Consider the following 26,105-nt stretch of genomic DNA (forward strand, 5'->3'; position numbering starts at 1 on the left):
GGTTTTATATTATTATTTTCCACCCTCAAAAAATATAGTATATTTGCACACAAAAGTAAGTATTCTTTTTTAAACAGAAGATAATTAAGTACGGAATTTAATCAACAAAACAATGATTCGTAATAAAAAACTATCTTTCAATGACTTTACACGCATCGTTTTTGAAGGAAAACAGGTGGAAATAGACCCGCAAACACAACAAACCATTAATGCAAGTTATAATTTCTTAAAGAATTTTGCCGATAATAAGGTAATTTACGGCGTAAATACCGGCTTCGGACCGATGGCGCAATACCGCATTGACGATGCTGACCGGTTGCAACTGCAATACAACCTGATTCGAAGCCACGCTTCCGGTATGGGCGAGCCTTTCGATGAAGAAACCTGCAAGGCGGTCATTCTCAGCCGGCTCAACACGCTTTCGTTGGGTAAGTCGGGCGTGCATCTTTCGGTAGTGGAACTAATGAAAGAGCTCATCAACCGCAACATCACTCCGCTGATATTTAAACACGGAGGCGTGGGAGCCAGCGGTGATTTGGTGCAACTGGCACACCTTGCCTTGGTGCTTATCGGCGAAGGCGAGGTCTTCCACAACGGCAAGCGCCGAGCCACCACCGAGGTTTTTAAAGAAGAAGGCATTGAGCCGCTACAAATACACCTGCGCGAGGGGCTTTCGCTTATTAACGGCACATCGGTAATGACCGGATTGGGCGCTGTAAATGTGCATTATGCCGAAATTATTTTGGATTGGGCAGTGAAATTCTCCACTGCCATCAATGAAATCGTGCAAACGTATGATGACCATTTTTCAGAAGAACTTAACGGAGCGAAACTGCATCACGGGCAGCGAGCCATAGCCCAAAGAATGCGCGCTTACCTTGCCGATAGCCTTCTTACCAAAAAACGACACGAACATTTGTACGCCGGCGGGCGCAATGAGTCCGTTTTTAAAGAGAAGGTACAAGAATATTATTCCCTTCGGTGCGTACCGCAAATTTTGGGTGCTGTGCTTGACACCATCGAAAACACCAAAGAAGTGGTTGAAAATGAGTTTAACTCGGCAAGTGACAACCCGATTGTTGATGTAGAAAAACAAATGGTATATCACGGGGGCAACTTTCACGGAGATTACATTTCGTTGGAGATGGACAAACTCAAACTCGCCATCACCCGTACCTCAATGCTCGTTGAACGCCAACTGAACTATTTGCTGAACCCAAAAATCAACGAATTGTTACCGCCTTTTGTCAATGCCGGCAAACTGGGCTTTAACTTCGGGGTGCAGGGCATTCAGTTTACTGCTACCTCAACAACGGCTGAAAATCAAACGCTTTCCACCTCGATGTACGTGCATTCAATCCCAAACAACAATGACAATCAAGACATTGTCAGTATGGGTACTAACGCCGCCACCATCACCCGAAAAGTAATTGAAAACACCTTTGAGGTGATGAGCATTCACGCCATTGCCATTACCCAAGCCATTGACATTCTCGCGGTGGAAGACAAACTCTCGTCCGTTACTCGAGCGTGGTACAAAGCCGTACGCCAAATCGTTCCTTTCTTTAAAGACGACATCACGCCGTACGGCTATCAGCAAAAAGTAAAAGAATTTTTGACCCAATCACACACCAAATAATTTTATGAAAAAGAAATGTGCCATCATAACAGGCGGTTCACGCGGAATCGGGCGTGCCATCTGCCAAAAATTAGCCCAAGAAACCGATTATCATCTGCTTATCAACTACCAATCAAACGAGCAAGCCGCTTTGCAAACCCTTGAAATGGTGCAGACGCTGGGCAAAACCGCCGAACTTATTCGGTTTAACGTGGCAGATAATGACCAAGCCCTTAAAGCCCTGCAAACGTGGGAGAGACAAAACCCCGACGCGGTGGTCGAAGTCATCATTAACAATGCGGGCATTACCCGCGACGGGCTTTTTATGTGGATGCCTTATGAGGACTGGACGGGCGTTATCAACACCTCGTTAAACGGATTTTACAACGTAACAAACTTCTTCATCCAGAAAATGTTACGCAACCGCTACGGACGCATCGTAAACATTGCATCGGTTTCGGGCGTGAAAGGAACAGCCGGGCAGGCGAACTATTCGGCAGCCAAAGGCGCTTTGGTAGCAGCCACCAAAGCACTTGCCCAAGAGATTGCCAAGCGCAACATTACCGTTAATGCCGTAGCGCCGGGCTTTATTCGCACCGATATGACCGCCGACATTAAAGAGGAAGAAGCCTCCGCACTCATTCCGATGGGGCGCTTCGGAGAGGCGGAAGAAGTTGCCGAGCTGGTAAACTTCCTCGCTTCCAAAAAAGCAAGCTACATCACGGGCGAAGTTATCAACATCAACGGAGGAATTTATTCATAAACTCACCAAACAACCAACGGAAGGTTTAGTACACATATATTATAAGGTGTGTGCAATTCCTTCCGTTTTGGTTATCCCCTACCCTTTCCTGAGTTTCGTTCCCTTTTTTCACAAGCGGAATGGAGGTTGCGTTGTTTGTCCGCAGTTGTTTTATGCAGTTACGACCTGAATTTTTCACAAAATTTTAGCACTTGGGTATGGTAAAAACTACTACCTTTGCCCCCGATTACCGATGTACAATTAACTTCTCACAGAAAAACAACAGATACATCGTTGAAATTCAGCAAAAAACAAACAAACTAAATAAAACAATGCTTTATAACTACAAAATCACTCAAAATTTTTCCGCAACGGGATATGCGTTTTTACTGGCCTCTTTCTTCTTATTTTCGTGTAGCAAAAAAGAGGAAGAACCAACTGTCGAAACCAAAATAGAACTCACCGCCGACAAAGAGCAAATACGCTCCAACGGAACGGACAAAGTCAGTTTCACCGTAAAGTCGGAAAACAAAGAAGCGGTTGAAAAGTCCAAAATTTTCTACACTTTTAACCAAGCGAAGGAAGTCGTGGAACTTTCAGAGCGAAGTTTTTCTACCAAAAATGCCGGAACGTACACGTTTTTTGCTCAATTTGGTAACAGTGTAAAAAGCAAGTCGTTGCAAGTGAACGTAACCCCAAGCGTACTTACGTTACGAACCGATAAAATTTCGGTTATGGCTGATAATTCTGAAACCGTTTCGTTTTTTGTTATCCAAGATGATGAACAGCAAAGCAACGGATACAAAATTAAAGTGAAAGAACCTGCATCGGCTTCGTTTGTAACCTTTTCCGGTACAACTTTCAAGACTAACAATGCGGGAATGTACGTTTTTATGGCAGAAAAAGACGGATTCACAAGTACTGAAATTCAGATTGAAGCAGTTGCTCTGCCTAAACCACCCACGGCAAGTGCAAAACCCGTGCTTTCAACAAGCAAAATGACCTTTACGGCTAATGATATTGATGAAATTGCGTTCTTCGTAACTCAAAACGGGGTTGATGTAACGGCAAATTATGATATTTTCCGTTTAGGAATGCTCAATTCCGAAACAAAAATGTCAAAATATACGTTTAAAACAAGTCGAGAAGGTAGTTACACATTTTTTGCCCGAGAAAAAACGGCTTCTGCCTCACAAGAAAAGCAACAAACGGAACAAATTACGGTAAAAGCCGAACGTTCTGCGACCGTTACTGACCCCAACGCACGAATTTTTGTTCCGAACGTAACGATTGAATCGGGTTGGCACGACGTGAATAAGTTCTTCGGAAAACCCGACAGCGAAGGCAGAGGTGGTGATGACGTACTTTGCTGGGCAGCAGCGGCTTCCAATGCCATTCAGTGGTGGTTGGAAGATTACCAAGCCAAAGGAAATACCATTCCGGCGGGGACACCTTTCGGGAAAGGTAAGGTGTATGAATTGGCAATTTTCGAGGAATACAAAAAATACTGGCAAAACAGTTTGGCTGTAGCCGCCCCCGGTATGCAATTTTTCTTTGTAGGAACCGACCTATCAAGCCACATAAGGAAATATCTTAAAAAACCTGAATACCTTAATTACGTTGGTTTTTTCAAGAAGAGTTCACAATGGAATGAAGTAAAAGATTTCTTTTCTACCTACGGGAAAGATAATTCATACATACAGCAATACAGCAGTTACAGTTATTGGCATTCGAAAGATGGGATTAAGTCATTTACAAAACTTATTGTAGAGCTTTTAAATGAAGGAGCCGTCACTTTAACCGTTGGTGGTCACGAAGTTTCGGTTTGGGGTGTGGATTTAAAAAATGGCATAGCTGATTATATCTATATAACCAACTCTGATGACAAAGTTTATAAATTACACAAAATCAAACTGGAAGCAGAAAATAATTACGTAAATCTCGGTGAAAAAATTGCTGGTACCAATGGAGTACAATACAAGCGTGTTATCAGATTAACTGTACTTAAAGCCTATTCAAAATAAAACAATACTACTACTTTAATTCCGCACAATCTTGACTTACACACCGTTGAGTTTTTTACGCAACAGACGTTGAGTAAGCAATTTTTGTGAATCGAACACGAAAAGAGGCTAATTGCCTCTTTTTGTTTTTATGGCACGGCTTTATCCAACCGCAAAAAACAAATATTTTTCCATCTAAAACGAATTACTTATCTTTGCAACCGCCTATTTTTCAAGTGATGTTTTCTCAAATTACAAATTAAATACGGCAGACTGACAAATATCATTTTTTATAAACCACAGCCTTCGTACCTTTGCGGGGCTTTTTTAAAGCAAAACAATGGCAGTATCGCTCATACAAAAATACAACGTTGCGGGTCCGCGTTACACAAGTTACCCAACGGTTCCGTACTGGGACGCCCAATCGTTTTCAACCGATAAATGGCTGGAAACCTTGCAAAAATCGTTCAATGAAAGTAATGAAAGTGAAGGCATCAGCCTGTACATTCACCTTCCTTTTTGTGAAAGTTTATGTACGTTTTGCGGTTGTCATAAACGCATTACCAAACGACATCAAGTGGAAGTGCCTTATGTTGATGCCGTACTGAAAGAATGGGAGTTATACCTTAATGCACTGAAACAGAAGCCCGTTATTAAAGAAATTCATCTAGGAGGCGGCACACCAACGTTCTTTGCCCCTTCCGAATTGAAACGGCTCATTGAGGGGATTTTTCACGGTGCTGAGATTGCCACGCAACACGAATTCAGTTTTGAAGGACACCCAAACAACACCACCGAGCAACATTTGCAAGTGTTATTCGATTTGGGATTCAGGCGAGTAAGTTATGGCGTTCAGGATTATTCGCTTAAAGTACAGCAAGCCATCAATCGGATTCAGCCATTTGAAAACGTGCAAAAAGTTACCGAATTAGCGCGGACGATAGGATACACTTCCGTCAGCCACGATTTGGTTTTCGGGCTTCCGTTCCAAACCGTTGATGATGTTCTTTTTACCATTGACCGAAGCAATCAATTGCGCCCCGACCGTATCGCTTTTTACAGCTATGCTCACGTGCCGTGGATTAAAGGCAACGGACAACGCGGGTTTGATGAAAGCAACCTGCCGTCAGGGGATGAAAAGCGCAAGCTTTACGAAATCGGGAAGCAACATTTGTTGCAAGCCGGTTACGTTGAAATCGGGATGGACCATTTTGCTTTGCCTACCGATACGATGTATCAAGCCTTTAAGAACAATGATTTACATCGCAACTTTATGGGCTATACAGCTTCTAAAACACAGGTAATGATAGGTTTAGGAATGTCAGCCATCAGTGATAGTTGGTACGGATTTGCACAAAACGAAAAGGATTTAGATGCATATTATGAACGAATTGCCAGAAACGAAATTCCCGTATTTCGGGGACATATTTTAAACGAGGAAGATTTAATAATCCGTAGGCATATTTTGAATTTGATGTGCCATTTCACCACCTCGTGGGACAACTCGGCAAGCTATTTTGGTGAAATAGAAAACATAAAGAAACAACTTAGCGAAATGGTAAACGACGGACTGATTACGATTAACGACCGCCAAATACACGTTACCGAAGCAGGAAAAACGTTCGTGCGCAACGTGTGTATGGCATTCGATTTACGATTGCAACGCAACATTCCGGATACAAAAATTTTTAGTATGACCGTATAAATTACGCAAAAGAAATGGTTTATAAATAAAATCATAGTGATTGAGTTTTTTAGTTAGTGATTAGAAAAGGGATACGTTGTGAAACGTTCCCTTTTTTGTTTTAAATAATGAGTAAAAAAATCATATCTTTGCCCTGAATTTTATACAAAAATTTTTATAACCTAATTCAAAGACAAAAAAATGAACACTCAAAAAAATGATTTTTTAAAATATCAGGCGCAAACCTCGCCCTACCCGATGTTGTTGGAAGTCTCTCACGCCCAAGGCAGTTACATTTACACCACCAACGGTAAAAAATATCTTGATTTTGTTGCGGGCGTATCTGCTTGTACCTTAGGTCATTGTCACCCAAGTATAGTTGACGCTATTCAAAATCAAGCTAAAACCTATATGCACGTGATGGTTTACGGCGAATATGTACAGAAACCCGCCGTGGATTTTTGTAAACTTTTGGCAGAGCATTTACCTGAAAATCTGAACACTACCTATTTGGTAAATTCCGGAACCGAAGCTATTGAAGGGTCAGTAAAACTCGTCAAACGAGCCACCGGACGTACCCAACTCATTGCCGCCAAAAATGCCTATCACGGTAACACACAAGGCTCAATGAGTTTGATGGGCTATGAGGAACGCAAACAACCTTTCCGACCGCTTATCCCCGATGTGGACTTTATCGAATTTAACAATGAAGCTGATATTCAAAAAATTACGGAACGAACCGCAGGCGTAGTTTTGGAAAGTATTCAAGGAGGGGCGGGCTTTATTGAACCACAAAACGACTATCTCATAAAAGTAAAAAAACGCTGTGAAGAAGTAGGCGCTTTGCTCATCATCGACGAAATTCAGCCGGGCTTTGGAAGAACCGGAAAACTATTTGGTTTTCAGAATTATGGTATTGTTCCGGACATCATCGCCATCGGAAAAGGAATGGCAAGCGGAATGCCCGTGGGAGCTTTCGTTTCGTCACATAAATTGATGAAATTGCTTTCACATTCGCCAAAACTGGGGCATATCACTACCTTTGGCGGAAATCCCGTCATTGCAGCGGCTTCACTGGCAACACTGAAAACGCTACTCACTACCGATTTGATGCAACAAACCTTGGAGAAAGAAAAATTATTCCGAAAACTCCTACAACACCCGCTTATTGAAAGCATTAACGGAAAGGGATTGATGCTGGCTGTCATTGTAAAATCGGCTGAAATTGCTGATTTTGTTGTGCATTATTGTCAAAATAACGGACTGATTGTCTATTGGTTACTTTTTGAAAGCCGAGCCGTACGCCTTTCGCCTCCGCTAACGATAACCGAAGCGGAAATAAAAGCAGGATGCGAAATCATCATTGAGGCATTAAACCATTTCAAATAAAACAGAGGGCGAGTTTCATTGCCCTTTATTTTTTACAAACTCATCAGGTATTTTTTAGGTGTTACGCCGTATTTTTTCTTAAAAGCAGCAATGAAGTGACTCGGGGTGCTGTATCCAACCCTCATACTTACTTCGTTAATATTCAATTCTTTACCTTCAAGCATTTTGCGAGCCACTTCCATTTTATAATCAAACAAAAAAGCATAGACTGAATCACCGTAAATTTGCTTAAAACCTTCTTTTAACTTTTTGATATTCAAGCCTATTTCATTAGAAAGCTCTTGCAATCCGGGTGGGTCAGCCATTCGTTTAATTACGATTTCTTTGGCTTGATGAATTTTTGAAACACTTTCTTCATCAGCCAAAAAAGGACATTGTTCCGCATCTACGCCACTTGAACGATTGAAATACAAAACCAACAATTCATAAACCTTGGATTTCAGGTAAAGTGATTGCAAATTACCTTGAAAATCAGCATTTAACATCTGATGTAAGACCACCATCATTGTTGATAAAATACCATCTTCATTGTAGTATTTTTTGTCTTTATTTTCCAAACTCAAAAAATCAATATACCCTGCTTCACTTGAAAAAAGAGAGTGAAATTTTTGAATGGAAATCAACAGTGAAACCACTTGCGATTTGGGTGTGGTAAGTTGATGCAAAGGCAATGCCTTTTGCGGATTGTAAAGCAACAACATCCGCTGGTTGGCAAGCGATACTTTATAACTCCCTTCGTTGAACAAAAAATGTGCTATTCCTTTGATTGTGAAGTGAATTTGAATAAAATTCTGATTAATTTCTTTTTTAAATTCTTCCTCAAAAGCCGAATTATTTTCCGTTCTGATAAAAATCATATCGCTACTTATGATATGCACGTGCGAAGTACCTTCTGCGGTATTTTTCAAAAATAATTGCTTTAATTTTTCCATATAATTTTATTTAGATTTATTCTATATTTCAATACAACAGTATAACATATATATCTGATAATTAATTATTTGACTGCAAATATAAAATAAAAAATTGAATCCCCAATACAGGGCGACAAAAAAAGTACTTCCAGCGTTATTTTTTATTTTCCGAAGTGCTTACTTTTGCACAGTGATTTGACAATCACCTGATTTTACTAACAACGAAACTTATTTAAAATTAGCATCATACGTTTTTCTTATAAAACACTATGAATCAATACCATTTATCAAAAAATAGAAGTTTTTACTGCATTGGGCTGAGCTACAAAAAAGCTGATGCCGCAATGCGCGGGCTGTTTAGTTTATCGGCTGAAAATAAAGATTTTCTATTGGATAGAGCAAAAGCTGAAAGCATCGACGAACTGCTGGTAATTTCAACCTGCAATCGCACCGAATTGTACGGTTATGCCGAGCATCCCTTTCAGCTTATTCAACTATTGTGTGAATTTTCAAACGGTTCAGTTGATGATTTTCAGCGTATTGGCTATGTTTTTAAGAACCGAGATGCCGTAAACCATCTTTTTGAGGTTGGCACGGGGCTGGACAGCCAAATTTTAGGCGATTTTGAAATTATCGGACAAATAAAACAAAGTTTTTCGCTTTCAAGAAAAAAAGGGTTGGCGAATGCCTTTATGGAACGCCTGATTAACAGCGTTATAAATGCCAGCAAACACATCAAAAACGAAACCAACCTTTCGGCTGGCGCCGCTTCAGTTTCGTTTGCTGCCGTTCAATACATTTTGCAAAACGTTGCTGATATTTCAGCAAAAAACATCTTACTTTTCGGTTTAGGAAAAATAGGGCGAAACACCTGTGAAAACCTAATAAAACATACTGAAAATAAACACATTACACTCATAAACCGCACTCGGGAAAAAGCCGAAAAAATTGGCGGTAAGTTCAATTTGGTGGTAAAAAATTACGAAGATTTACAAACGGAAATTGCCCAAGCCGATGTGCTTGTTGTTGCAACAGGAGCACCACAACCCACTGTAAACAAATCACTTATACCTGAAAATAAAAATTTACTGATTTTGGATTTATCCGTCCCTAAGAACGTAGATGAAAACGTAAATCAGCTGGCAGGGGTAAATCTCATTCATATGGACGTGCTTTCAAAACTTACCGATGAAACACTTGAACGCCGCAAAGAAGCTATCCCCGAAGCCTTAAAAATCATTGATGAAACAAAAACCGATTTTTTTCAATGGCTTGATAATCGCAAGTTTGCACCAACCATTAAAGCCTTAAAAACCAAATTGGAACACCTTAAAATTGCCGAACTGGATTTTCAGCGTAAAAAAATTGATAATTTTAACGAGCAACAAGCCGAAATTATCAGCAATCGCATCATCCAAAAAATCACAACGCAATTTGTTAATCATCTGAAAGAAACCCAAGCCTCGGAAGAGAGTATCAATTGGATGCAACAAGTTTTTCAGTTAGAAGTTGTTGAAAATTAACTCAAAACCTAAATGAAACCATTGACAATGAAATCAATTCGTATCGGAACTCGTGATAGTGAGCTTGCCCTATGGCAGGCTCATACTGTTAAAAATAAGTTGGAAGCATTGGGCTATCAAACTGAAATTGTGAAGATTAAATCAGAAGGAGACCTTATTCTGACTCAACCTCTTTATGAAATGGGTATTACCGGAATTTTCACCAAAACCCTTGATATTGCGATGATTGAGGGCAAAATAGACATCGCCGTTCACAGTATGAAAGATGTGCCTACCTCGCTCCCGAGAGGAATTGTACAAAAAGCCGTTTTACAACGTGCTGATTATCAAGACATTCTTGTATACAAAGAAAATCTGGATTTTTTACAAAACGCTGCCACCATCGCCACCGGAAGTTTACGACGCAAAGCACAATGGTTACATAAATATCCCACACATACGGTTGAAAATCTACGCGGAAACGTAAATTCGCGTCTGCAAAAACTACGCGACAACAACTGGAATGGAGCTATTTTTGCAGCTGCCGGCTTGGAACGCATCAATAAAAAGCCTGATAATCACATCGTTCTGGACTGGATGATTCCCGCACCCGCACAAGGTGCTGTGGTTGTGGTGGTTAATGAAAAAGATGCTTTTTCGTGTGAAGCCGTTGAAAAACTAAATCACGCTGAAACTGAGATTTGTACGCACGTCGAGCGGCAATTTCTAAAAGTGCTGGAAGGTGGTTGTACCGCTCCGATTGGGGCATTGGCGCAATTCCAAAATGATGAAATTTATTTTGAAGGCGCTTTATTTTCGTTAGACGGAAAAGAAAAAGTAAGTATCGCAAAATCAATTAAAAAATCTGATTTTCAAAATTTTGGAAAAGAATGCGCCGAAAAGATACTCAACAATGGCGGGAAGGAAATAATGCAGAAAATCGTATCGTAAAATTTTTCAGTCATATTTATATAAGAAAAAACTATTCTCAAAATGAGAATAGTTTTTTCGTTTTCTTTTTTATTCTAACTGTCCGAATTTTCCGTCTTGGAAATCCTTAAAGGCTTGGATTAGTTCCTCGCGAGTGTTCATCACGAAAGGTCCGTGTGCCGCTATGGGCTCGCCAATCGGTTCACCACTCAAAACCAATATTTTAGTATCGGTCAGGGCTTTAAGCGTAAAGTTTTCGCCATCGTTTCGGAACAACACAAAATGGTCGGTCGGAACATCATTTTCATCATTTATTTTGATGCTTCCTTTGATGGTTATCAAATTGGTGGTATAATTTTTTGGGAAAGAAAGCTCAATTTCAGCATCTTTCTGCAAAGTTACATTGTACATATTGATAGGCGAAAAGGTCGAAGCCGCTCCTTTTTGTCCTTGGAAATCCCCGGCGATTACACAGATTTCTCCTTTGCCATTGGCTATGCTAACTTTCGGAATATCAGCATTTTTCAAGGCTTGATATTTGGCAGGAGTTGATTTGTATTTGGCAGGAAGATTCACCCACAACTGCACCATTTGAAATTCGCCCCCTGTTTTGCTCCATTCGGTTTCGTGAAATTCTTTGTGCAAAACGCCATTTCCTGCGGTCATCCACTGCACATCGCCCTCGCCGATAACACCACCTCCGCCCGAACTGTCGGCGTGTTCCACCTTACCTTTGTAGGCGATGGTTACGGTTTCAAAGCCCTTATGTGGGTGAACATCAACGCCTTTGGGAATTTCGCTCGGCGGAAACACGTAAGGCGAATTGTAGTCCATCATAATAAACGGATCCATACGCTCCATTGACGAAGTTCCGGGAATGAAATTATGTACTCTAAATCCGTCGCCCACAAAATGAGGCGTACCCGGACGAACGATTTTTTCTACTGTTTTTGTGTTCATATTATTTTCTTTTAATTTGTTATTCGCTGTTTTACAAGATGTTACAAGCAACACCAAACTTGCTAAAATTCCGTGTTTCCAATTCATTAATTTTCTTTTTTTTGATTGAAAACATTGGTTTTGTCCAAATTCAAAAACGGATTGTTCAAGTTGGGATTGTCCTCAAAATTGTATGCTCCCATTCTTCGGCGGAACAATTCGGTTCGCATTGTTTGGATTTTGGTTTCCAAATCGGTTTCATCGGCAAAGTTAGCGGTTTCAAAAAGCATTTCTTGATGCAAAATCTGAGCTATTTTTTGCAATTTTCCGATTTCTTCGGTTTCGAGTGAGGCATCAGCCAGAACCGCTCCCACCGCCACGAGGTTCAATTTTTCGATGGCTTCTTCGGTGTCGTTTGTAAATTCAAAAGTTACAGAAGTGTAAATTTTCATCAATTTTCGCACCAGTGTATCGTTTTTTGATACCACTAAAATAACATTTCGTTTCATCATTTTATCTCCTTTTTTTCTGATGCAAAGGTACGACAATAAACAATACCTTTTTCAGCAATTGTATTTTTTAAACTTGCTATATTTTGATATAGTTATTGAGGTTCAATGGGTTTTTAGCAAATACTAATGATGTACGCAAACAACGCTCCGAGCGCCCAAGGGGGATTGTAAAGATAAGTTCATTCATTAACGGTTCACAGCTTGGCGTTCGGGCGGGAAAGTTCCTGCGGACTTTCCCGCTTGAACGTCAGCCCCATTACGCCAAAACCCTTGTTAGCGGCTGTATTTTTGTCAGAGTTCAATTGTCCGTTCAATGTTTATCTGTTCCAAAAATGTTTCATCGTGAGAAACAACAATCAGCGTTCCTTGATATTCATTTATTGCTGTCCTTAGAATCTCTACATTCTGAATATCCAGATTGTTTGTCGGTTCGTCAAAGATAATAATATCAGGGGATTTACTGTTTATTGTCAAGCAACAAAGTAACAAACGCATTCTCTCGCCACCGCTCAACGCACTACAAGATTTGTCCCAATCGTCTTTTGTAAACAAAAAGCGATTTAGTCGGATTTTGATTTCGTGTTCTTGTAATGAAGAACCATTGAATTGTTGGGCTTGTTCGTAAACTTTCAGTTTGTTATCAAGCAAAGAATAGTCTTGGTCAATGTAAACAGCTTTGTTGTCTGCTCGGTAAATTGTTCCTGTTTGTGGTTTAATGTCGCCTAAGATGAGTTTTATCAAAGTTGTTTTACCCGAACCATTTTGTCCTTTTAAAGCAATTCGTTCGCCACTTGTAATTTGAAAATTCAAATTGTCTTTCCAAAGCGGTTGCGTGTTGTAAGCAAAATTGATGTCTTTTGCCGTAAACAAAATTTTCCCTTTGTGTAATGCTGAAGTGCCAAAACCAAATTTCATTTTATCAATGTCGGGCAGAGCAGAACGAAGTTCTTGTAAGTCTTGTGAAATACCACCGATTTTTTCAGAGTGAACGCTTGCAATTTTAGCTGTACTTCTTTCTGCACTATTTTTCAAAGTATTAGAAACAATCTTTGGAAGTCCTGCTTTTCCTAATCCCTTTTGTGCTCTTGTATCTAATTTTTGTTGTCGTTCTATTGTTTCACGTTCTTTTTCTTTGGCTTTTCGCAATGCTTTTTCTTTGCTTTGAATGTCTTGACTTAAGGCGTTATTTTCAATTTGCTTTTGCTCTTTGTAAAAGTCGTAATTACCGCCATAAACTTTAATTCCTTGTTTACTCAATTCGCAAACTGTGTCTAAAAGGTTGAGCAATTTTCTGTCGTGACTGACAACAATTAAGGAACCTTTTGTTGCTTGAATGAAATCGTATAAAAGTTGTCTGCCCGAAACGTCCAAATGGTTGCTTGGCTCGTCCAATAAAACCAATTCGGGTTGATGAATGGAAATTCCCGCTAAAAAAACTTTTGTTTTTTGTCCGCCACTCAATGTTTCCATTTTTTGCGATAAGTCCAAATTGTTTAATTGCCAATAGTTCAATGCTTCTTTGCAACGGTCTTCTATTGTCCAATCGTCATTCAATAAATTGAAATTTTCTTCGCTTGTGTTTCCGTTCAAAATTTCTTTCAAAGCGTTCAATTTGTCTTCAATTAGTAACACCTGTGCGATGTTCAAATGATTGAATTGTCCGAAAATTTGCGGAACATAATACGGCTCGGTTTCAACGATTATTTGTCCGTATGTTGGTTGAAGTTCGCCTGCAATAATTTTGAGCAAAGTAGATTTTCCTACTCCGTTGTTGCCGATTAACGCTGTTTTTTCGTGATTATTTACTGCAAGATTGATGTCGCTAAACAGTAAATCTTTGTTTTGGTGTGTATATGAAATGTTTTGTAAAGTAAGCATAATTCCTTTCGTTAAAAGATGAAACAATACAGCAACCGATTTGCGGTTGTTGTTCTGATTTGTCTGAAAAAAAATTATATTTTACATTTCGTATTGTTTAAGTTTTGTGCCTGCAAATATATGATTTTTTTCTTTTAGTACGGTCGTTCGTAATATAGCCGCCCCCCCCAATAAACGCAATAAAGCTACATTTATCGTTAATATCAGGCAATTAATTATTCAATTTATTTTTCTGCAAAGTTACAAAAAATCCAGTTCATTTTATCAACAAAAACAGTTACAAGGACGGCAAACCTCGCAAATACACGCCCACGCTTGCCGTCCGCTCCCCAGCGAGGAACGGTTAAAGCCTATTCGGGGTTGTGCAAGAAAGAGTTTACGGAAGAGGACAGCGAAATTCGTAACATCAAGGATGAGAAGAAACGACCGCTCCTCACCATCAACGGACTTCCCATCACCGATTGGTACGGACAGGAATGGAGACAGCTAATCAACCGCTCGAATCGGTTGTAAATGAATACGCATACTTTTTCCTTTCATAGCTGTATTTCAGTTCCGATGAAAATTTTACAGAAATAAAAAGACAAATTATTAAGTTTGACCATTCCATTTACCTGCAAAAAATCCGTATTTTTGCCCTAATTTTTAGAACGATGGAACAAACAAAAAATCAATATTCGGAAGTACAATCGGTTTTGGACGCGATTGAGGTCATCGGCGGAAAGTGGAAATTTCCGATAATTTACAGCCTTTGCAACACCAAAAAACGTTTTAAAGAGCTTGAAAACGAGTTGAAAGGCATTTCGCCAAAAGCCCTTTCCAATGCCCTTAAAGATTTGGAAATGAACGGACTAATACATCGAGAGGTATTCCCTACCGTTCCCGTTACGGTGGAATACAGCCTCACCCCTTACGGAAAAGACCTCAAACCGATGCTCACCGCCCTGCAAGAATGGGGCAAAAAACACCGCGAAAAACTCGTGGAGTCGTGCAAAATAAAAACCTGAAAACCAATAAATTATGAACAAAAACCTATTTTCAACATTTTATCAGCCGTCGGAGCTTTCTGATGAAGAAATGGACATACTCGCCCAAAAACACCGTTATCAAGAGTTGCCCAAAGGCACTATTTTACTCAAACGAGGCGATGTTTCCAACGAAAATTACATCATTGAGGCGGGTGTGGTGCGTGCCTACACTTTTGATTCGGACAATAACGAAATCACCACACGACTTTTCTTTGAAAACGAACTTGCCATCGAAACGCTTTCTTTCTTCGGACGAATGCCCTCACCCGAGTTCTTGGAGACCGTAACCGACTGTAAAATATGGAGTTTCCATTGGGATACGGTGCAGGAACTATACCACTCGATGCCCGCCTTTCGCGAATGGGGACGCTACTGGATGACGCGCGAACTCTTCCTTTCGGAAACCCGAATGCTTGATTTTAAGACTCTTAGTGCCGAACAACGCTACCGGAAACTCATTGCTGAAAAACCCAAATCCGTTTATGATATTCCGCTGAAATACATCGCCAGTTTTCTGGGAATTGCCGATGCCACTTTAAGTCGCATTCGGAAAAAGTAACAAAACGCTGATTTTCAATTATTTTTATCAAAAATCAGCGACATTTTTAGGGGCTCTTTGTCGAACTCTTTGGGCGTGAAGCCAGTAAACTCCTTAAAATCTTTGATAAAATGCGATTGGTCGTAATAATCGTTTTCGTGAGCCAAAGCCGTGAGCGAGGTTACCCTGCTGTTTAACAAGGTTTTAAGCGTTTTTTGCAACCGAACGATTTTTGTTAATTGCTTGGGGCGTAATCCCACTGCCGACAAAAATTTGCGTTCCAGCCACCGCTGATTGATGTTGTTTCCTTGCGAAATTTCGGCGATAGATTGCTGTTTATCAGCTTTTAAGATGGAATGTATCGTGGATTTTACAATGGCATTTTGAGTGTTAAAATCCGTTAAACGATTCCGCAGAAAAATTTCTATGATTTTAATCCGTTCGGTGTTGGTGATTGCGTTCAACACTTTTAGGGCGAGTGTTTCTCCTTCATTTCCAAATACTTGACTCAATTCAACGGTGGAATTTTCAATTTTTTTAAAATCGAAATCCGCGAAAGGAAAAAGTCCGTTGGGGTAAAAACAGACGAGCAGCGTACCTGTTTCGCCAGTAGGTTTTACCTCAAAAGGTTTGGTTAATTGCCCTACAATGAATGACTTAGGCAACAAAAAACTTCTCTCAGCCGAATGATGTCGATACGCGTCCCCATAGTGAAAAATCATTTTCATACAGCCGTCAGGAACGATGGTATTTCGTTTGGGCGTATGGTTTTTGGCACTTTCCAAAACCCAAAAACTCTTCACAAAATCCTGTAAATCAATATGTGGTGTGATTATCTGGGAATTCATTGTTTTTTTGCAAAAATACAAAATTTGGTGCTTTTTGGGGAGAAAATACAAAAAAAGGATTTCAAAACCATATAGATATAAATTTTTTGTAAATCGTAATGAAAAAAAATTAAGAGCTATGTAGTTCAAAATTAGGAAAATAAAAAAAGGAACGAAATATTTCCGCTCCTTTCAGTCTCCCTCCAAAAAATCGTTGATAGGTTTGAGTGATTGGTAAATTTGGGCGAATTTTCTGGGGGCATCAGCGGTTAGAAAATCAGCTTCCGAAATGGGACAAATCGCTACGAAGTTTTTGAGTTTCAGATAGTCCGCCATTGGGTCGTTTTTGTCAAATCCTGAGGGCAGGCGTTTGAGTTTGTTGTCCTGACGAAAATCAGTACATTGACGAGAAATTTTCTTTCGAATGGACTCCAACCGCTCTTTTTCAGGCATATAAATTCCGCCCGCCAAAAAACATTCATTCGGCTGAATATGAAGGTAATACCTTGCTTCAAAATGCTTTTTCCCGTTGCCCAACCGCACACCAAAATGCGTTTTATAAGGCGATTTGTCGGCTGAAAAACGCGTATCGCGATAAATGCGGTACAGCGATTTTTCGGCATCTACTTGCAACATTTTCGGCTCAAAATCAGCCATTTGCACAAGTAATTGCTCCGTAAAGAAAACAACCGTTTCACGGGCTTTTTCATAATCGCTTTTGTGCGATAGAAACCAGTCCCTACGGTTGTTTTCGCGGAGTTTTCTCAAAAAATCAAAAACCTGTTCCATTGGCTAATTCATTGAGTGTAAAGCCATTTTGTTGCCTTCGGTGTCAATAAAAATGGCGATGTATCCCACTTCTTCGCTGATGAAAGTCTTGGGAACGAGGATTTTTCCGCCGTTGGGTTCTACCTTGCTCAGAGCGGTTTGCAGGTCGTTTCCGCCGTTGAGATAAACCAAAACTCCTTCGGTAGAAGGCTTGTAATCAGCACCTTGTACAATTGCCCCCGATGCGTTTTTGCCATCGCTGGGGAAAAATCCCATTGGCGAACCAAAAACCTCGGTGGCGTGAATGGGCAAATCCAAAATGGTTTGGTAAAATGCTACGGCACGATGGAAATCCACCGCAGGAATGTCGATAAAATTCACTAAATTTTGCATATTTTGACGATTTAATTTTGAAAATGCAAAGGTAAAGCTCCTCAAAATCCGAAAATTGTAAAAAAACGACAAAACGCGTTTTTTAATGTTATGTAAATCGTAAATATGACTAACTCACTTTAAATTATAGCTTTCCACAATTCTCCTTTGAAGAAGGAAGCCTGCTAAAATATAAGGAAATATGCAAAATTTTCCCTAAAACTTACATCATCTTACTGCTTAAAAAGGGGAATTAGTACCGAAAATCATCTTGATTTAATACATATCCGAAACAATTTATTTCTTCATCTCCTCAACCACTACTTTTGATAATAAGTTAAAATTTTTTCAGAAGTTGAAGAAAAATAAACCGCATAGAGACATAGGCTTTATTGCGTTACTCCTCCGAAATTTCGGTTACTTCATCATTCATAAAGGCTTCAAACGAGCCAACTGGTGCAAAATCAATATAAATAGTAGAATAATCGCCTTTGTTTCGCCATAAACGGACAGAGTCTGTGCCTTTTTTCATCAGCCATTCGCGAGTTACTAAGTTTCTGTCTTTCAAGCCTAAAACATCTACCAAAAGCCATTGCCCCAACGCCGATTGTCCGTAGCGTTTGCCTGTTTGTGGGTCAATTTCGGTGTTACTTCCCGATTGCAAACCTTTCATATTGCTTTGCGTAACCAATGCTGGAATGCGTTTTCCGTTAGGAAGTTGCAGATGAAAACGCACTTCGGGTTTGTATTCTTTGCTTCCTTGGTAGCTTTCACGCACTTTTTCAAACTCAAAAATATTTTTAGTGAAAAAATCTGGGTGCTTTTGATGAAATTCTCTCGGAATGGGAATATAAACCTCGTTTAAAGGGCGTGGTGTGTTGCTTCCTTTGTTTCACTACTCATTCAACACAATTTTAAATTTAATAATCGTATTGCAATTTTCACAATGTATTTTTGTTCCATTATCCACCTCAAATGCGTCTAAATCAAGAGTTTCATCAAGCGGAAATTCACAACACGGGCATTCCAAAGAAGTCATAAATCCCAAACGAATAGGAGGTTTTAAAACGCTAATTATCTCTAATTCAAATTCATTCATTGAAATAAAATTAAGAAATTGCAGAAACTAAATGATATTCTTTAATCTCTTTTGATTGGATTATTTTTTCTTCAAACTTTAAGTTTTTTAAAGGATTATCTATCGGTAAAAAAGTGGGTAAATCATCTAAGTTCAAAACCAAAGTTATGATGTAATCTTTTCCATATTCTTTGGCTTTTAGATATTCGTTTTCCGTTAATCGGAATTTTCCTTTTTTAGCTCTAATCCCCTTGATTTCAGTTAAAAAAGATTTCTCATTTACATTAACTTGAAAATCATAGCCATCACCATATAACCGTGCGTCTTCAATGTTCCCGCCTTTGAAAATATCAATGGAATTGTAATTATTCATAAAATATAATTCTGCTTCCAATCCTGTTTCTTGCAACCTTTTAAACCTTGATTTCACGATGGGTTTTACCTCTACAAAAATCTCTTTTGCATTAAAATTATCTTTTAGAAATAACTTGACAATATTTGCATACTCAATCACATTTTCATTTCCAAATAAACTGTCTATCAGTAATTTTCTATGAATATAAGCATCGCCTTTTTGCCACCAGCCCTTTCTTTTATTTGGGAAAAAAGGGTCGAATAAATCCATTCTGTTTTTGACAACACTTCCTGTTTCCACAACGCCAAGCGTTACAAAATACTCAAAAAAAGCGTTTTTGGTTTTAAAACCAAATTGCTCAATAAATTCATTATCAAATTTAGCCAAGCCGTAGCCCAATAAATTCAATATTTCATAATTTTCGTGCTTTGCCATATTTTTACGCTACTTGATAATAAAAATAATCATCTTGTTTGCCTGCTTCCAAAAAATCGTGAATGGTTTTGGTAAGGTTTATTTTCTCTGGAAACTGAAAATCAGCATAGTTTTTTACCTGTTTTGGGTCAAAAGCTACGATAAAAATACGCTCTCTATTTTGCGGAATATTGGCATATTCCATCGTATTTAAAACCTTATAAAAGAGTTTATAACCTAATTTTTCCTCCAAAACGGAAGTAATTACCTTAAAAGTTCTCCCTTTGTCGTGGCTTACCAAATTTTTTACATTTTCCAAAAAAAGAACTTTCGGACGATGTTTCTCGGCTATTTGTTCAATATCAAAAAACAAAGTACCTCTGATGTCGTCAACCCCTTTTTGGTATCCTGCAATGGAAAACGCCTGACACGGAAAACCTGCACAAAGCACCTCAAACCCCTGAGGAATAGAGGATTTCGTTTCCTGCAAAGTAATATCCCCAAAAGGAATTTCACCATAATTTGCCTGATAAGTTTTTTGGGCATTCGCATCCCATTCGGAGGAAAATACACAATCAGCTCCCAAATTTCGGAATGCCGAATGAAACCCTCCAATCCCTGCAAATAGGTCGATGAATGTTAGTTTTTTGCTCACTGATTTTCTTCTTGGTGTTTAATTACAAAATGCAAAAGTACAATTTATTTCCTGTTTTTTGTATCATACATAAATCTACGGAACATAAAAAATAGTATTTTTGTGTTCTAAAAACAATTTATTTCTTCATTTCCTCAACCACTACTTTTGCCATTTTTTTCGATGAAAACGGATTTTGCCCCGTAATCAAATTGCCATCAACCACCACTTTGGAAGTCATCGGAATAAAGGCTTTGCGGTAGTTAGGTTTGCGGTTTTTGAGTTCTTTTTCTAAATTGAAAGGCACGGCTTTTTTGCGAGAAGCCAAACTTTCTTCAAACCACGAAAAACCTGTCATTTTCTTGTCTTTTATCAAATAATTCCCATCGGAAAGTCTGACATTCAGCAATCCGCCTACGCCGTGGCAAATTGCCCCGATTTTCTTGCCCTTTTGGTAATGCGCAGCGACGATTTGCTGCATTGTTTCATCGTTCGGAAAATCATACATTGTGCCGTGTCCGCCCGCCAAATACACCAAATCAAAGGTTTCATCAGCCACTTCGGAAAGCGATTTTGTTTGCTCCAATTCCTTCATAAACGCCTCGTCTTCATAATATTTTTTAGAAATTTTATCCAACAACATCGGTTTTAGGCTTTCGGGGTCAATGGGCGTATTTCCTCCCTGCGGACTGGCGATGGTAATTTCCCAGCCTTCCTTTTTCGCCTCGTCATAGAGGTGCGTGAGTTCGCTGAGCCACAACCCCGTAGGTGTTCCGTTTTCATAGTGCGTTATACCCGTTACGATAATGAGAATTTTTATAATTTCTGCCATTTTTTTTATTTTATTTTGATTATTAATTTCTAAAAAGCCTCTTTGCAAGAGCTTGAAAATAATTTCATTAAATCCCTCTATAAACCTCCTCGAACGGCACACGGAAGCGGTCGCCCCAGATGCCTTTCTTATCGCGGATTCCGCAACTTACCACCATATTGATTTCAGCCCCTGACGGCAATCGGAGGATTTTTTTAAGTCTTCGGCTGTCAAATCCGCCAAGCGGACAAGTATCGTACCCTTGTTCTGCCATTGCCAACATAAAAGTTTGAGCTACCATTCCGCAACTTTGATGTACCGACACACGGCGGTCATTTTCAGAGACTTCGTGAACGATGGGACGAAAAAGTCCGATGCCAAACGCCAGTATTTTACGCAAAAATCCCACCAGCCCGAAAAAACGCGCATAGACAAACGGAATATATTTTCCGTAGTAAGTCTCCCAGCGTTTCATTCGGTGTTCCCAGCGGTCTTTGGGGCTGTTTCGGCGGACATTCTCCTTTTCGTATTCCAAAAGGGTTTTCGCTCGTTGGCGGTATTTGTCCTGTCGCGTAACGAAAACCACGATTTGTTGTGCGGTGGTTGCCGCTCCTTGGCTCAGACAAGCCTTTGCGACTTGCTCCAAAACCGATTTATCGGTAATATGCACCATCTCGTACATCTGCATATTGGAACTGGTGGGTGTGAGCGTTGCCAATTCTAAACATTCCCTCACTTTTTCGGTTGCTATCGGCTCGGAAGTGTAATGACGCGTCGCCCTACGATATTCTAAAATTTGTTTTAAATTCATTTTAATTTATTTACTAAAAAAACGTGATTTCCACTATCTTGGGGGCAAAGATATGCTTATTTTCATTATTATCTTATAAAAAGCATAAAAAAGAGTGAAACGGATTTTGCTCATAAATCGTATGCAATCATTTATTTTAAAAACTCAAAACCATTTTTTGACTTAGGTCAAGTGATGAATCGGCAAAACCTTTGTAATTTTGTTGCATTAAGTTATAAATTATCTAAAAATGAGGAGTTTATTAAAAAATTATTGGTTTTTAGCCCTATTGGCAATTGTTTTTGTGGGTTGTTCCAGAAGCGAAGGCTCGGACGACGGGAGCTATTTTATAAAAATGCGGGTAGATGACAGGGCGGTGGTTGGCAAACCTATCGTAGCGAGTTTCAACAAATACAGGGCAACCGTGGGCAATGAAGAAAAAGATTTGATACACATCACATTTTCTTGTCCGTCAAATGATGATTCTTTGGAAAACATCACTGTAAGTATGAGTGATTTTAAAGGTCCGGGAACTTACGACCTGAAAAAGCCTGAAAATCCTCAAAACACGGCTCAATACGCCAAAAACATCACCATTGCCGACGAGGTTTGCGGTGCTGTGGAGGGGAAAATCGTGATTACGGGCATTACCGAAACCAGTATAACGGGCACTTTTCAGTTCAGAGGAGTCAATCATACCAACTCAAAAACCGTAAAAATCACCGATGGAAGTTTTCATCTTCCTTTGAAGAAATCGTGATTTTTTCAAGACAAAAGTACAGAGTTTAATTTTATTCTGCTTATCTTTGAGCCAAATAAAAACGAAATGAAAAAGTATATTTTTCTGATTTTATGTGCTTTACCTTTGTTTCTTACGGCACAGGAGCAGGTTTTTCCGAAAGAAAAATTTGACGCAAAAGATGCCGAAAACAAGTTGGCGTACGGCAACAGCACCATAAAAGGCGTTGCCGTTACCAGAGAATACGCACACGCACGAGGCATTAAAGAATTTACGGGCGAAAAACACCTTGCTCCCAGAGGCACGGTGGTAATGCTTTTCCCTGTAACTGATTATTTTAAAGCCTATTACAAACTCCGAAATAAGTACAAAGAAAGCCTGAAATATGTAGCGGCAATCTCGGCAGAGGCGTTTAGCTATCGTATTGAAACGCAAGTGGGCGACAATGGCGAATTTGTTTTCGAGAAGATAAAACCCGGCAAATATTACATTGAAACCACGAGTTTTCAGTACAGCGGAACGGGCGTGGGGCGGCGCGAAATCGGTAGAACGCACTATTGGAACGGCTTGGGGCATTACAAAGGCTACGACCCCATTTACGAAAAATACAATTATAATTACACGGGAGTTGCCGTAGAAAGTGCTTTTGTGGAAATCAAAAAAGACGGAGAAATTAGAAAAATTAGACTTTAAAACTTTTATTATGAATAAATTAAGAAATAAAATGACTTTTGGCATCGTGGTTTTGATGCTTTTGGTAAGTTACAACGCAAACGCTCAAAAAAGAACCTTCCAGAGGGTGAAAGCAGGGTACAGCCACGGAATGCCTACGATGAATATCAATCAGTTAGGGGAAATGAAAACGAAAAGTTCGCACGGTTTTTATGCCAATTATTCGTTTGAAGTCCGATTTGCGGAGCGATTTGCCTATTTCATAGATGCTTTGTATGAGCAAATGCACTCGGAATTTACGCCTACTGAGCCTCATACTTCCATCAAGAATACCAACGGAAACCTCAATATGGCTTTGGGATTAAAATTTTATCCGATGTACAATTTGGGGATTTATGTCGGAGGTTTCGGCGGATTTAATCTCGTTAATAATGTAGTAATTTCGTCCGACACAATGAAAAAAGGCGATACAAATGATTTGAAAGAGGCTCTTGAAAAGAGTTTAAAGGGTGGCTACGGCTTGCGTTTCGGGGCGGATTATCGTTTTGTAGACAACTGGTTTGTAGAGGTTTCGTACAGCTGGGGCGACAATCAGAAAATCAAACAAGCAAAAACACACAAACAGATTGGCAACTACCGCCTGAGCTACATCAGTGCCGGAATTGGGTATCGGTTTTAAAAGAAATCAACCATACCAACTCAAAAATCGTAAAAATCACTGAAGGAAGTTTTCATCTTTCTTTGAAGAAATCGTGATTTTCAGAAAAATCCAACTAATCATCTCAAAGTTGTCTACTTAAAATGAAAAACAAGGCTACCATTTAGGTAGCCTTGTTTGGTTGTATTGATTTGATGTTTTATTTCAGAAGTCCGGCGCGTTTTAAAAAGGCTTCCGGTGAAGGTTCTTTTCCTCGAAAACGCTTATACAAGGTCATCGGCTTTTCGCTTCCGCCTTTACTTAGTACATTGTCTTTAAAACTTTTAGCTACTTCTTTATTAAAAATTCCTTTTTCAAGGAAGAAATCAAACGCATCGGCATCTAACACTTCCGACCATTTATAGCTATAATATCCGGCGGCATATCCTCCTTGAAAAATGTGTGAAAACGCCGTTGAAGTGACAGCCTGCGGAATTTCAGGATACAATTCGGTTTTAGCAACTTGCTGTTGTTCAAAGGTTTTTACATCGGTAATTGTGGCGGGGTCGGCTGTGTGCCACGCCATATCCAACATACCGAAACTGAGCTGGCGCATTGTTTGCAGCCCCTCCATAAATGATGATGACTCTTTTATTTTTTGAATTAATTCCATCGGAATTACCTCACCCGTTTGATAATGCGTTGCGAAAAGCGAAAGCGCTTCTTTTTCAGTACACCAATTTTCAAGCAATTGGCTAGGTAATTCAACAAAATCACGCGAAACACTTGTTCCGCTCAAATTCGGGTAAGTTACCTCGGAAAGCATTCCGTGTAGGGCGTGACCAAACTCGTGGAAAAGCGTACGTAACTCATTGAACGTAAGCAGCGAAGGTTGTGTTTGAGTTGGACGTGTAAAGTTACAAACGATGGTTATATGCGGACGTGAATCCTTTCCATTTTGGCGATATTGGTTTTTGAAAGAATTCATCCAAGCCCCTGCTCTTTTGCCTGGTCTGGGGAAAAAATCGGTATAGAAAAGCGCCACATAATTGCCTTTTTCGTCTGACACCAAATAAGTATCCACCTCATCGTGATATTTTTGAACGGAATCTATCTTTTTGAAATTCAATCCGTAAAGCAAATTCGCCACTTTAAACATTCCGTTTACGGCATTTTCTAATTTAAAATACGGTTTTAATTTTTCATCGTCCAGATTAAACTTTTTCTGTTTTAATTTTTCGCTGTAAAAAGCAAAATCCCATTTTTGAAAATCGTTAATTCCGTCAAGCTCAAAGGCAAAATTTTTCAATTCGTCCAATTCTTTTTGGGCTGCGGGCTTGGCTTTTTCAAGTAAATCATTCAAAAAATCATTCACAATTTTGGGAGTGTCAGCCATTCTTTCTTCCAAAACAAAAGTGGCATAATTTTCATAGCCTAATAATTTGGCTCGTTCATCACGCAAGGCAACAATTTCTAAGATATTCTTTTGATTGTCATTGGCATTGCCATTAAAACCACGACTTGCATAGGCGATGTACATTTTTTTGCGCAGTTCACGATTTTCGGCATATTTCACAAACGCCCCATAGCTGGGAATGTCAAGAGTAAACACCCAGCCTTGTTTGCCTCGTTTTTGAGCCAATTGAGCGGCTGCCTGCAACGCAAAATCGGGCAATCCTTTTACGTCAGCAGCATCCGTAAGATGAAGTTCAAAAGCCTGTGTTTCAGCTAATACATTTTCACCAAAACGAAGCGATGCGTTTGAAGCTTGCTTGTCAATTTCGCGTAAACGTTGTTTTTTATCTTCCGACAGATTAGCACCGTTTCGGGCAAAACCTTTGTATGTTTTTTCAAGCAAGGTGGTTTCTTCCGGATTTAATTTGAGCTTATGACGCTGATCATAAACTTTTTTAACACGGGCAAACAACCTGGCATTGAGTGAAATATCATTTCGGTAATCGCTCAAAAGCGGAGCAATGTTTCGTGCTTCTTTTTGCAAAGCCGGATTGGTTTCGGCACTGCTCAAATTGTAAAATATGGACGTTATGCGACTTAATTTTTGTCCGTTATACGCCAATGCTTCAATCGTGTTTTTAAAAGTCGGCTTTTCCTTTGAGTTTGCAATTTTTTGAATGCCTTGCAAACTTTCAGCAATGGCTTTCTCAATGGCAGGTTTAAAATCCTCCGGTTTGTAATCATTAAAAGGTGCTGACTCATAAGGAGTTGAAAAAACAGATTCGTTCATAGATTGTGCGTTAAGATGATTCAAGGCTATAATAGCACAAAAAGTTATTAATTTAATTTTCATTCGTACCGATTTTAGTATTCATT

26 protein-coding genes are annotated in these 26,105 nt (G+C 39.5%); 13 read left to right on the forward strand and 13 right to left on the reverse strand.

Annotated elements, in window-relative coordinates; all coding sequences use genetic code 11:
• Positions 1 to 112: 112 nt before the first annotated feature.
• The 5 genes from hutH (at position 113) to Q4D72_RS04595 (ending at position 7,436) form a co-directional block, all read left to right on the forward strand.
• Complete coding sequence (hutH, locus tag Q4D72_RS04575) at positions 113 to 1,639, forward strand: histidine ammonia-lyase (protein ID WP_303076353.1); 1,527 nt, start codon at positions 113 to 115, stop codon at positions 1,637 to 1,639.
• A gap of 4 nt (positions 1,640 to 1,643) precedes the next feature.
• The gene (fabG, locus tag Q4D72_RS04580) at positions 1,644 to 2,381 is read left to right on the forward strand and encodes a 3-oxoacyl-ACP reductase FabG (protein ID WP_303076354.1); all 738 of its coding nucleotides are present in this window, start codon (positions 1,644 to 1,646) and stop codon (positions 2,379 to 2,381) included.
• 197 nt (positions 2,382 to 2,578) lie between these two features.
• Positions 2,579 to 4,384, forward strand: coding sequence for a hypothetical protein (locus tag Q4D72_RS04585; protein ID WP_303076355.1), 1,806 nt, complete (start codon positions 2,579 to 2,581; stop codon positions 4,382 to 4,384).
• Between the two features lie 319 nt (positions 4,385 to 4,703).
• Positions 4,704 to 6,068 carry an oxygen-independent coproporphyrinogen III oxidase gene (gene hemN, locus Q4D72_RS04590; protein ID WP_303076356.1) on the forward strand — a complete coding sequence of 455 codons (1,365 nt, stop codon included), beginning with the start codon at positions 4,704 to 4,706 and terminating at the stop codon, positions 6,066 to 6,068.
• A gap of 180 nt (positions 6,069 to 6,248) precedes the next feature.
• On the forward strand, positions 6,249 to 7,436 hold the full coding sequence (locus tag Q4D72_RS04595; protein ID WP_303076357.1) for an aspartate aminotransferase family protein: 1,188 nt from the start codon (positions 6,249 to 6,251) through the stop codon (positions 7,434 to 7,436).
• A 32-nt stretch (positions 7,437 to 7,468) separates the two neighbouring features.
• On the opposite strand, the gene Q4D72_RS04600 is transcribed toward Q4D72_RS04595, so the two are convergent.
• The gene (locus tag Q4D72_RS04600; RefSeq protein WP_303076359.1) at positions 7,469 to 8,368 is read right to left on the reverse strand and encodes an AraC family transcriptional regulator; all 900 of its coding nucleotides are present in this window, start codon (positions 8,366 to 8,368) and stop codon (positions 7,469 to 7,471) included.
• A 251-nt stretch (positions 8,369 to 8,619) separates the two neighbouring features.
• Here Q4D72_RS04600 and hemA point away from each other — a divergent pair, with 251 nt between their 5' ends.
• A complete protein-coding gene (gene hemA, locus Q4D72_RS04605) occupies positions 8,620 to 9,873 on the forward strand; it encodes a glutamyl-tRNA reductase (protein ID WP_303076360.1) in 1,254 nt (417 codons plus the stop codon).
• Positions 9,874 to 9,894: 21 nt separating this feature from the next.
• Positions 9,895 to 10,803: a hydroxymethylbilane synthase gene (hemC, locus tag Q4D72_RS04610; protein ID WP_303076403.1), complete on the forward strand. Its 909-nt coding sequence runs from the start codon at positions 9,895 to 9,897 to the stop codon at positions 10,801 to 10,803.
• Positions 10,804 to 10,872: 69 nt separating this feature from the next.
• On the opposite strand, the gene Q4D72_RS04615 is transcribed toward hemC, so the two are convergent.
• The 3 genes from Q4D72_RS04615 to abc-f form a co-directional block, all read right to left on the reverse strand.
• Positions 10,873 to 11,742, reverse strand: coding sequence for a pirin family protein (locus Q4D72_RS04615; RefSeq protein ID WP_303076405.1), 870 nt, complete (start codon positions 11,740 to 11,742; stop codon positions 10,873 to 10,875).
• Between the two features lie 86 nt (positions 11,743 to 11,828).
• Positions 11,829 to 12,233 carry a hypothetical protein gene (locus Q4D72_RS04620; RefSeq protein WP_303076361.1) on the reverse strand — a complete coding sequence of 135 codons (405 nt, stop codon included), beginning with the start codon at positions 12,231 to 12,233 and terminating at the stop codon, positions 11,829 to 11,831.
• 291 nt (positions 12,234 to 12,524) lie between these two features.
• Complete coding sequence (gene abc-f, locus Q4D72_RS04625) at positions 12,525 to 14,111, reverse strand: ribosomal protection-like ABC-F family protein (RefSeq protein ID WP_303076362.1); 1,587 nt, start codon at positions 14,109 to 14,111, stop codon at positions 12,525 to 12,527.
• A 315-nt stretch (positions 14,112 to 14,426) separates the two neighbouring features.
• On the opposite strand from abc-f, the gene Q4D72_RS04630 reads away from it, so the two are divergent.
• The 3 genes from Q4D72_RS04630 (at position 14,427) to Q4D72_RS04640 (ending at position 15,698) form a co-directional block, all read left to right on the forward strand.
• On the forward strand, positions 14,427 to 14,624 hold the full coding sequence (locus Q4D72_RS04630) for a hypothetical protein (RefSeq protein WP_303076363.1): 198 nt from the start codon (positions 14,427 to 14,429) through the stop codon (positions 14,622 to 14,624).
• Between the two features lie 140 nt (positions 14,625 to 14,764).
• On the forward strand, positions 14,765 to 15,118 hold the full coding sequence (locus Q4D72_RS04635; RefSeq protein WP_303076364.1) for a helix-turn-helix domain-containing protein: 354 nt from the start codon (positions 14,765 to 14,767) through the stop codon (positions 15,116 to 15,118).
• Positions 15,119 to 15,131: 13 nt separating this feature from the next.
• Positions 15,132 to 15,698 (forward strand): Crp/Fnr family transcriptional regulator, encoded by a 567-nt coding sequence (locus Q4D72_RS04640; protein WP_303076366.1) that lies wholly within the window; start codon positions 15,132 to 15,134, stop codon positions 15,696 to 15,698.
• A 14-nt stretch (positions 15,699 to 15,712) separates the two neighbouring features.
• On the opposite strand, the gene Q4D72_RS04645 is transcribed toward Q4D72_RS04640, so the two are convergent.
• From Q4D72_RS04645 to Q4D72_RS04680, 8 genes are all read right to left on the reverse strand, one after another.
• Complete coding sequence (locus tag Q4D72_RS04645; protein ID WP_303076367.1) at positions 15,713 to 16,525, reverse strand: helix-turn-helix transcriptional regulator; 813 nt, start codon at positions 16,523 to 16,525, stop codon at positions 15,713 to 15,715.
• Between the two features lie 171 nt (positions 16,526 to 16,696).
• A complete protein-coding gene (locus Q4D72_RS04650) occupies positions 16,697 to 17,293 on the reverse strand; it encodes a DUF2461 domain-containing protein (protein ID WP_303076369.1) in 597 nt (198 codons plus the stop codon).
• A 3-nt stretch (positions 17,294 to 17,296) separates the two neighbouring features.
• The gene (locus tag Q4D72_RS04655; RefSeq protein ID WP_303076370.1) at positions 17,297 to 17,665 is read right to left on the reverse strand and encodes a VOC family protein; all 369 of its coding nucleotides are present in this window, start codon (positions 17,663 to 17,665) and stop codon (positions 17,297 to 17,299) included.
• 376 nt (positions 17,666 to 18,041) lie between these two features.
• Positions 18,042 to 18,422, reverse strand: a complete 381-nt coding sequence (locus Q4D72_RS04660) for a hypothetical protein (RefSeq protein WP_303076371.1) — start codon at positions 18,420 to 18,422, stop codon at positions 18,042 to 18,044.
• A gap of 331 nt (positions 18,423 to 18,753) precedes the next feature.
• Complete coding sequence (locus Q4D72_RS04665; RefSeq protein WP_303076372.1) at positions 18,754 to 19,512, reverse strand: DUF3883 domain-containing protein; 759 nt, start codon at positions 19,510 to 19,512, stop codon at positions 18,754 to 18,756.
• A 4-nt stretch (positions 19,513 to 19,516) separates the two neighbouring features.
• Positions 19,517 to 20,146, reverse strand: coding sequence for a DNA cytosine methyltransferase (locus Q4D72_RS04670; RefSeq protein ID WP_303076374.1), 630 nt, complete (start codon positions 20,144 to 20,146; stop codon positions 19,517 to 19,519).
• Between the two features lie 118 nt (positions 20,147 to 20,264).
• Positions 20,265 to 20,957 (reverse strand): type 1 glutamine amidotransferase domain-containing protein, encoded by a 693-nt coding sequence (locus tag Q4D72_RS04675; protein ID WP_303076375.1) that lies wholly within the window; start codon positions 20,955 to 20,957, stop codon positions 20,265 to 20,267.
• 67 nt (positions 20,958 to 21,024) lie between these two features.
• Entirely contained in the window at positions 21,025 to 21,747 is a 723-nt protein-coding gene (locus Q4D72_RS04680; protein WP_303076377.1) for a nitroreductase family protein, read from the reverse strand.
• 229 nt (positions 21,748 to 21,976) lie between these two features.
• Between Q4D72_RS04680 and Q4D72_RS04685 the strand changes: the two genes are divergently transcribed.
• The 3 genes from Q4D72_RS04685 to Q4D72_RS04695 all read left to right on the forward strand — a co-directional run bounded on the left by Q4D72_RS04685 (position 21,977) and on the right by Q4D72_RS04695 (position 23,816).
• Positions 21,977 to 22,486: a DUF6252 family protein gene (locus Q4D72_RS04685; protein WP_303076378.1), complete on the forward strand. Its 510-nt coding sequence runs from the start codon at positions 21,977 to 21,979 to the stop codon at positions 22,484 to 22,486.
• Between the two features lie 66 nt (positions 22,487 to 22,552).
• Entirely contained in the window at positions 22,553 to 23,158 is a 606-nt protein-coding gene (locus Q4D72_RS04690) for a hypothetical protein (RefSeq protein ID WP_303076380.1), read from the forward strand.
• 10 nt (positions 23,159 to 23,168) lie between these two features.
• Positions 23,169 to 23,816, forward strand: coding sequence for an outer membrane beta-barrel protein (locus Q4D72_RS04695; RefSeq protein WP_303076381.1), 648 nt, complete (start codon positions 23,169 to 23,171; stop codon positions 23,814 to 23,816).
• A gap of 178 nt (positions 23,817 to 23,994) precedes the next feature.
• Here the strand turns inward: Q4D72_RS04695 and Q4D72_RS04700 are convergent, their stop codons facing one another.
• Positions 23,995 to 26,019 carry a M3 family metallopeptidase gene (locus tag Q4D72_RS04700; protein ID WP_303076406.1) on the reverse strand — a complete coding sequence of 675 codons (2,025 nt, stop codon included), beginning with the start codon at positions 26,017 to 26,019 and terminating at the stop codon, positions 23,995 to 23,997.
• Positions 26,020 to 26,105: the final 86 nt, after the last annotated feature.

The organism is Capnocytophaga sp. (assembly GCF_030532915.1).
Taxonomy (GTDB): Bacteria; Bacteroidota; Bacteroidia; order Flavobacteriales; family Flavobacteriaceae; genus Capnocytophaga.

Bases quoted from the DNA above. Each gene is read 5' to 3' on its own strand.
- hutH (WP_303076353.1), top strand. From the start codon at position 113: ATGATTCGTAATAAAAAACTATCTTTCAATGACTTTACACGCATCGTT.
- fabG (WP_303076354.1), top strand. From the start codon at position 1,644: ATGAAAAAGAAATGTGCCATCATAACAGGCGGTTCACGCGGAATCGGG.
- Q4D72_RS04585 (WP_303076355.1), top strand. From the start codon at position 2,579: ATGGTAAAAACTACTACCTTTGCCCCCGATTACCGATGTACAATTAAC.
- hemN (WP_303076356.1), top strand. From the start codon at position 4,704: ATGGCAGTATCGCTCATACAAAAATACAACGTTGCGGGTCCGCGTTAC.
- Q4D72_RS04595 (WP_303076357.1), top strand. From the start codon at position 6,249: ATGAACACTCAAAAAAATGATTTTTTAAAATATCAGGCGCAAACCTCG.
- Q4D72_RS04600 (WP_303076359.1), bottom strand. From the start codon at position 8,368: ATGGAAAAATTAAAGCAATTATTTTTGAAAAATACCGCAGAAGGTACT.
- hemA (WP_303076360.1), top strand. From the start codon at position 8,620: ATGAATCAATACCATTTATCAAAAAATAGAAGTTTTTACTGCATTGGG.
- Q4D72_RS04615 (WP_303076405.1), bottom strand. From the start codon at position 11,742: ATGAACACAAAAACAGTAGAAAAAATCGTTCGTCCGGGTACGCCTCAT.
- Q4D72_RS04620 (WP_303076361.1), bottom strand. From the start codon at position 12,233: ATGATGAAACGAAATGTTATTTTAGTGGTATCAAAAAACGATACACTG.
- abc-f (WP_303076362.1), bottom strand. From the start codon at position 14,111: ATGCTTACTTTACAAAACATTTCATATACACACCAAAACAAAGATTTA.
- Q4D72_RS04635 (WP_303076364.1), top strand. From the start codon at position 14,765: ATGGAACAAACAAAAAATCAATATTCGGAAGTACAATCGGTTTTGGAC.
- Q4D72_RS04640 (WP_303076366.1), top strand. From the start codon at position 15,132: ATGAACAAAAACCTATTTTCAACATTTTATCAGCCGTCGGAGCTTTCT.
- Q4D72_RS04645 (WP_303076367.1), bottom strand. From the start codon at position 16,525: ATGAATTCCCAGATAATCACACCACATATTGATTTACAGGATTTTGTG.
- Q4D72_RS04650 (WP_303076369.1), bottom strand. From the start codon at position 17,293: ATGGAACAGGTTTTTGATTTTTTGAGAAAACTCCGCGAAAACAACCGT.
- Q4D72_RS04655 (WP_303076370.1), bottom strand. From the start codon at position 17,665: ATGCAAAATTTAGTGAATTTTATCGACATTCCTGCGGTGGATTTCCAT.
- Q4D72_RS04665 (WP_303076372.1), bottom strand. From the start codon at position 19,512: ATGGCAAAGCACGAAAATTATGAAATATTGAATTTATTGGGCTACGGC.
- Q4D72_RS04675 (WP_303076375.1), bottom strand. From the start codon at position 20,957: ATGGCAGAAATTATAAAAATTCTCATTATCGTAACGGGTATAACGCAC.
- Q4D72_RS04680 (WP_303076377.1), bottom strand. From the start codon at position 21,747: ATGAATTTAAAACAAATTTTAGAATATCGTAGGGCGACGCGTCATTAC.
- Q4D72_RS04685 (WP_303076378.1), top strand. From the start codon at position 21,977: ATGAGGAGTTTATTAAAAAATTATTGGTTTTTAGCCCTATTGGCAATT.
- Q4D72_RS04690 (WP_303076380.1), top strand. From the start codon at position 22,553: ATGAAAAAGTATATTTTTCTGATTTTATGTGCTTTACCTTTGTTTCTT.
- Q4D72_RS04695 (WP_303076381.1), top strand. From the start codon at position 23,169: ATGAATAAATTAAGAAATAAAATGACTTTTGGCATCGTGGTTTTGATG.
- Q4D72_RS04700 (WP_303076406.1), bottom strand. From the start codon at position 26,019: ATGAACGAATCTGTTTTTTCAACTCCTTATGAGTCAGCACCTTTTAAT.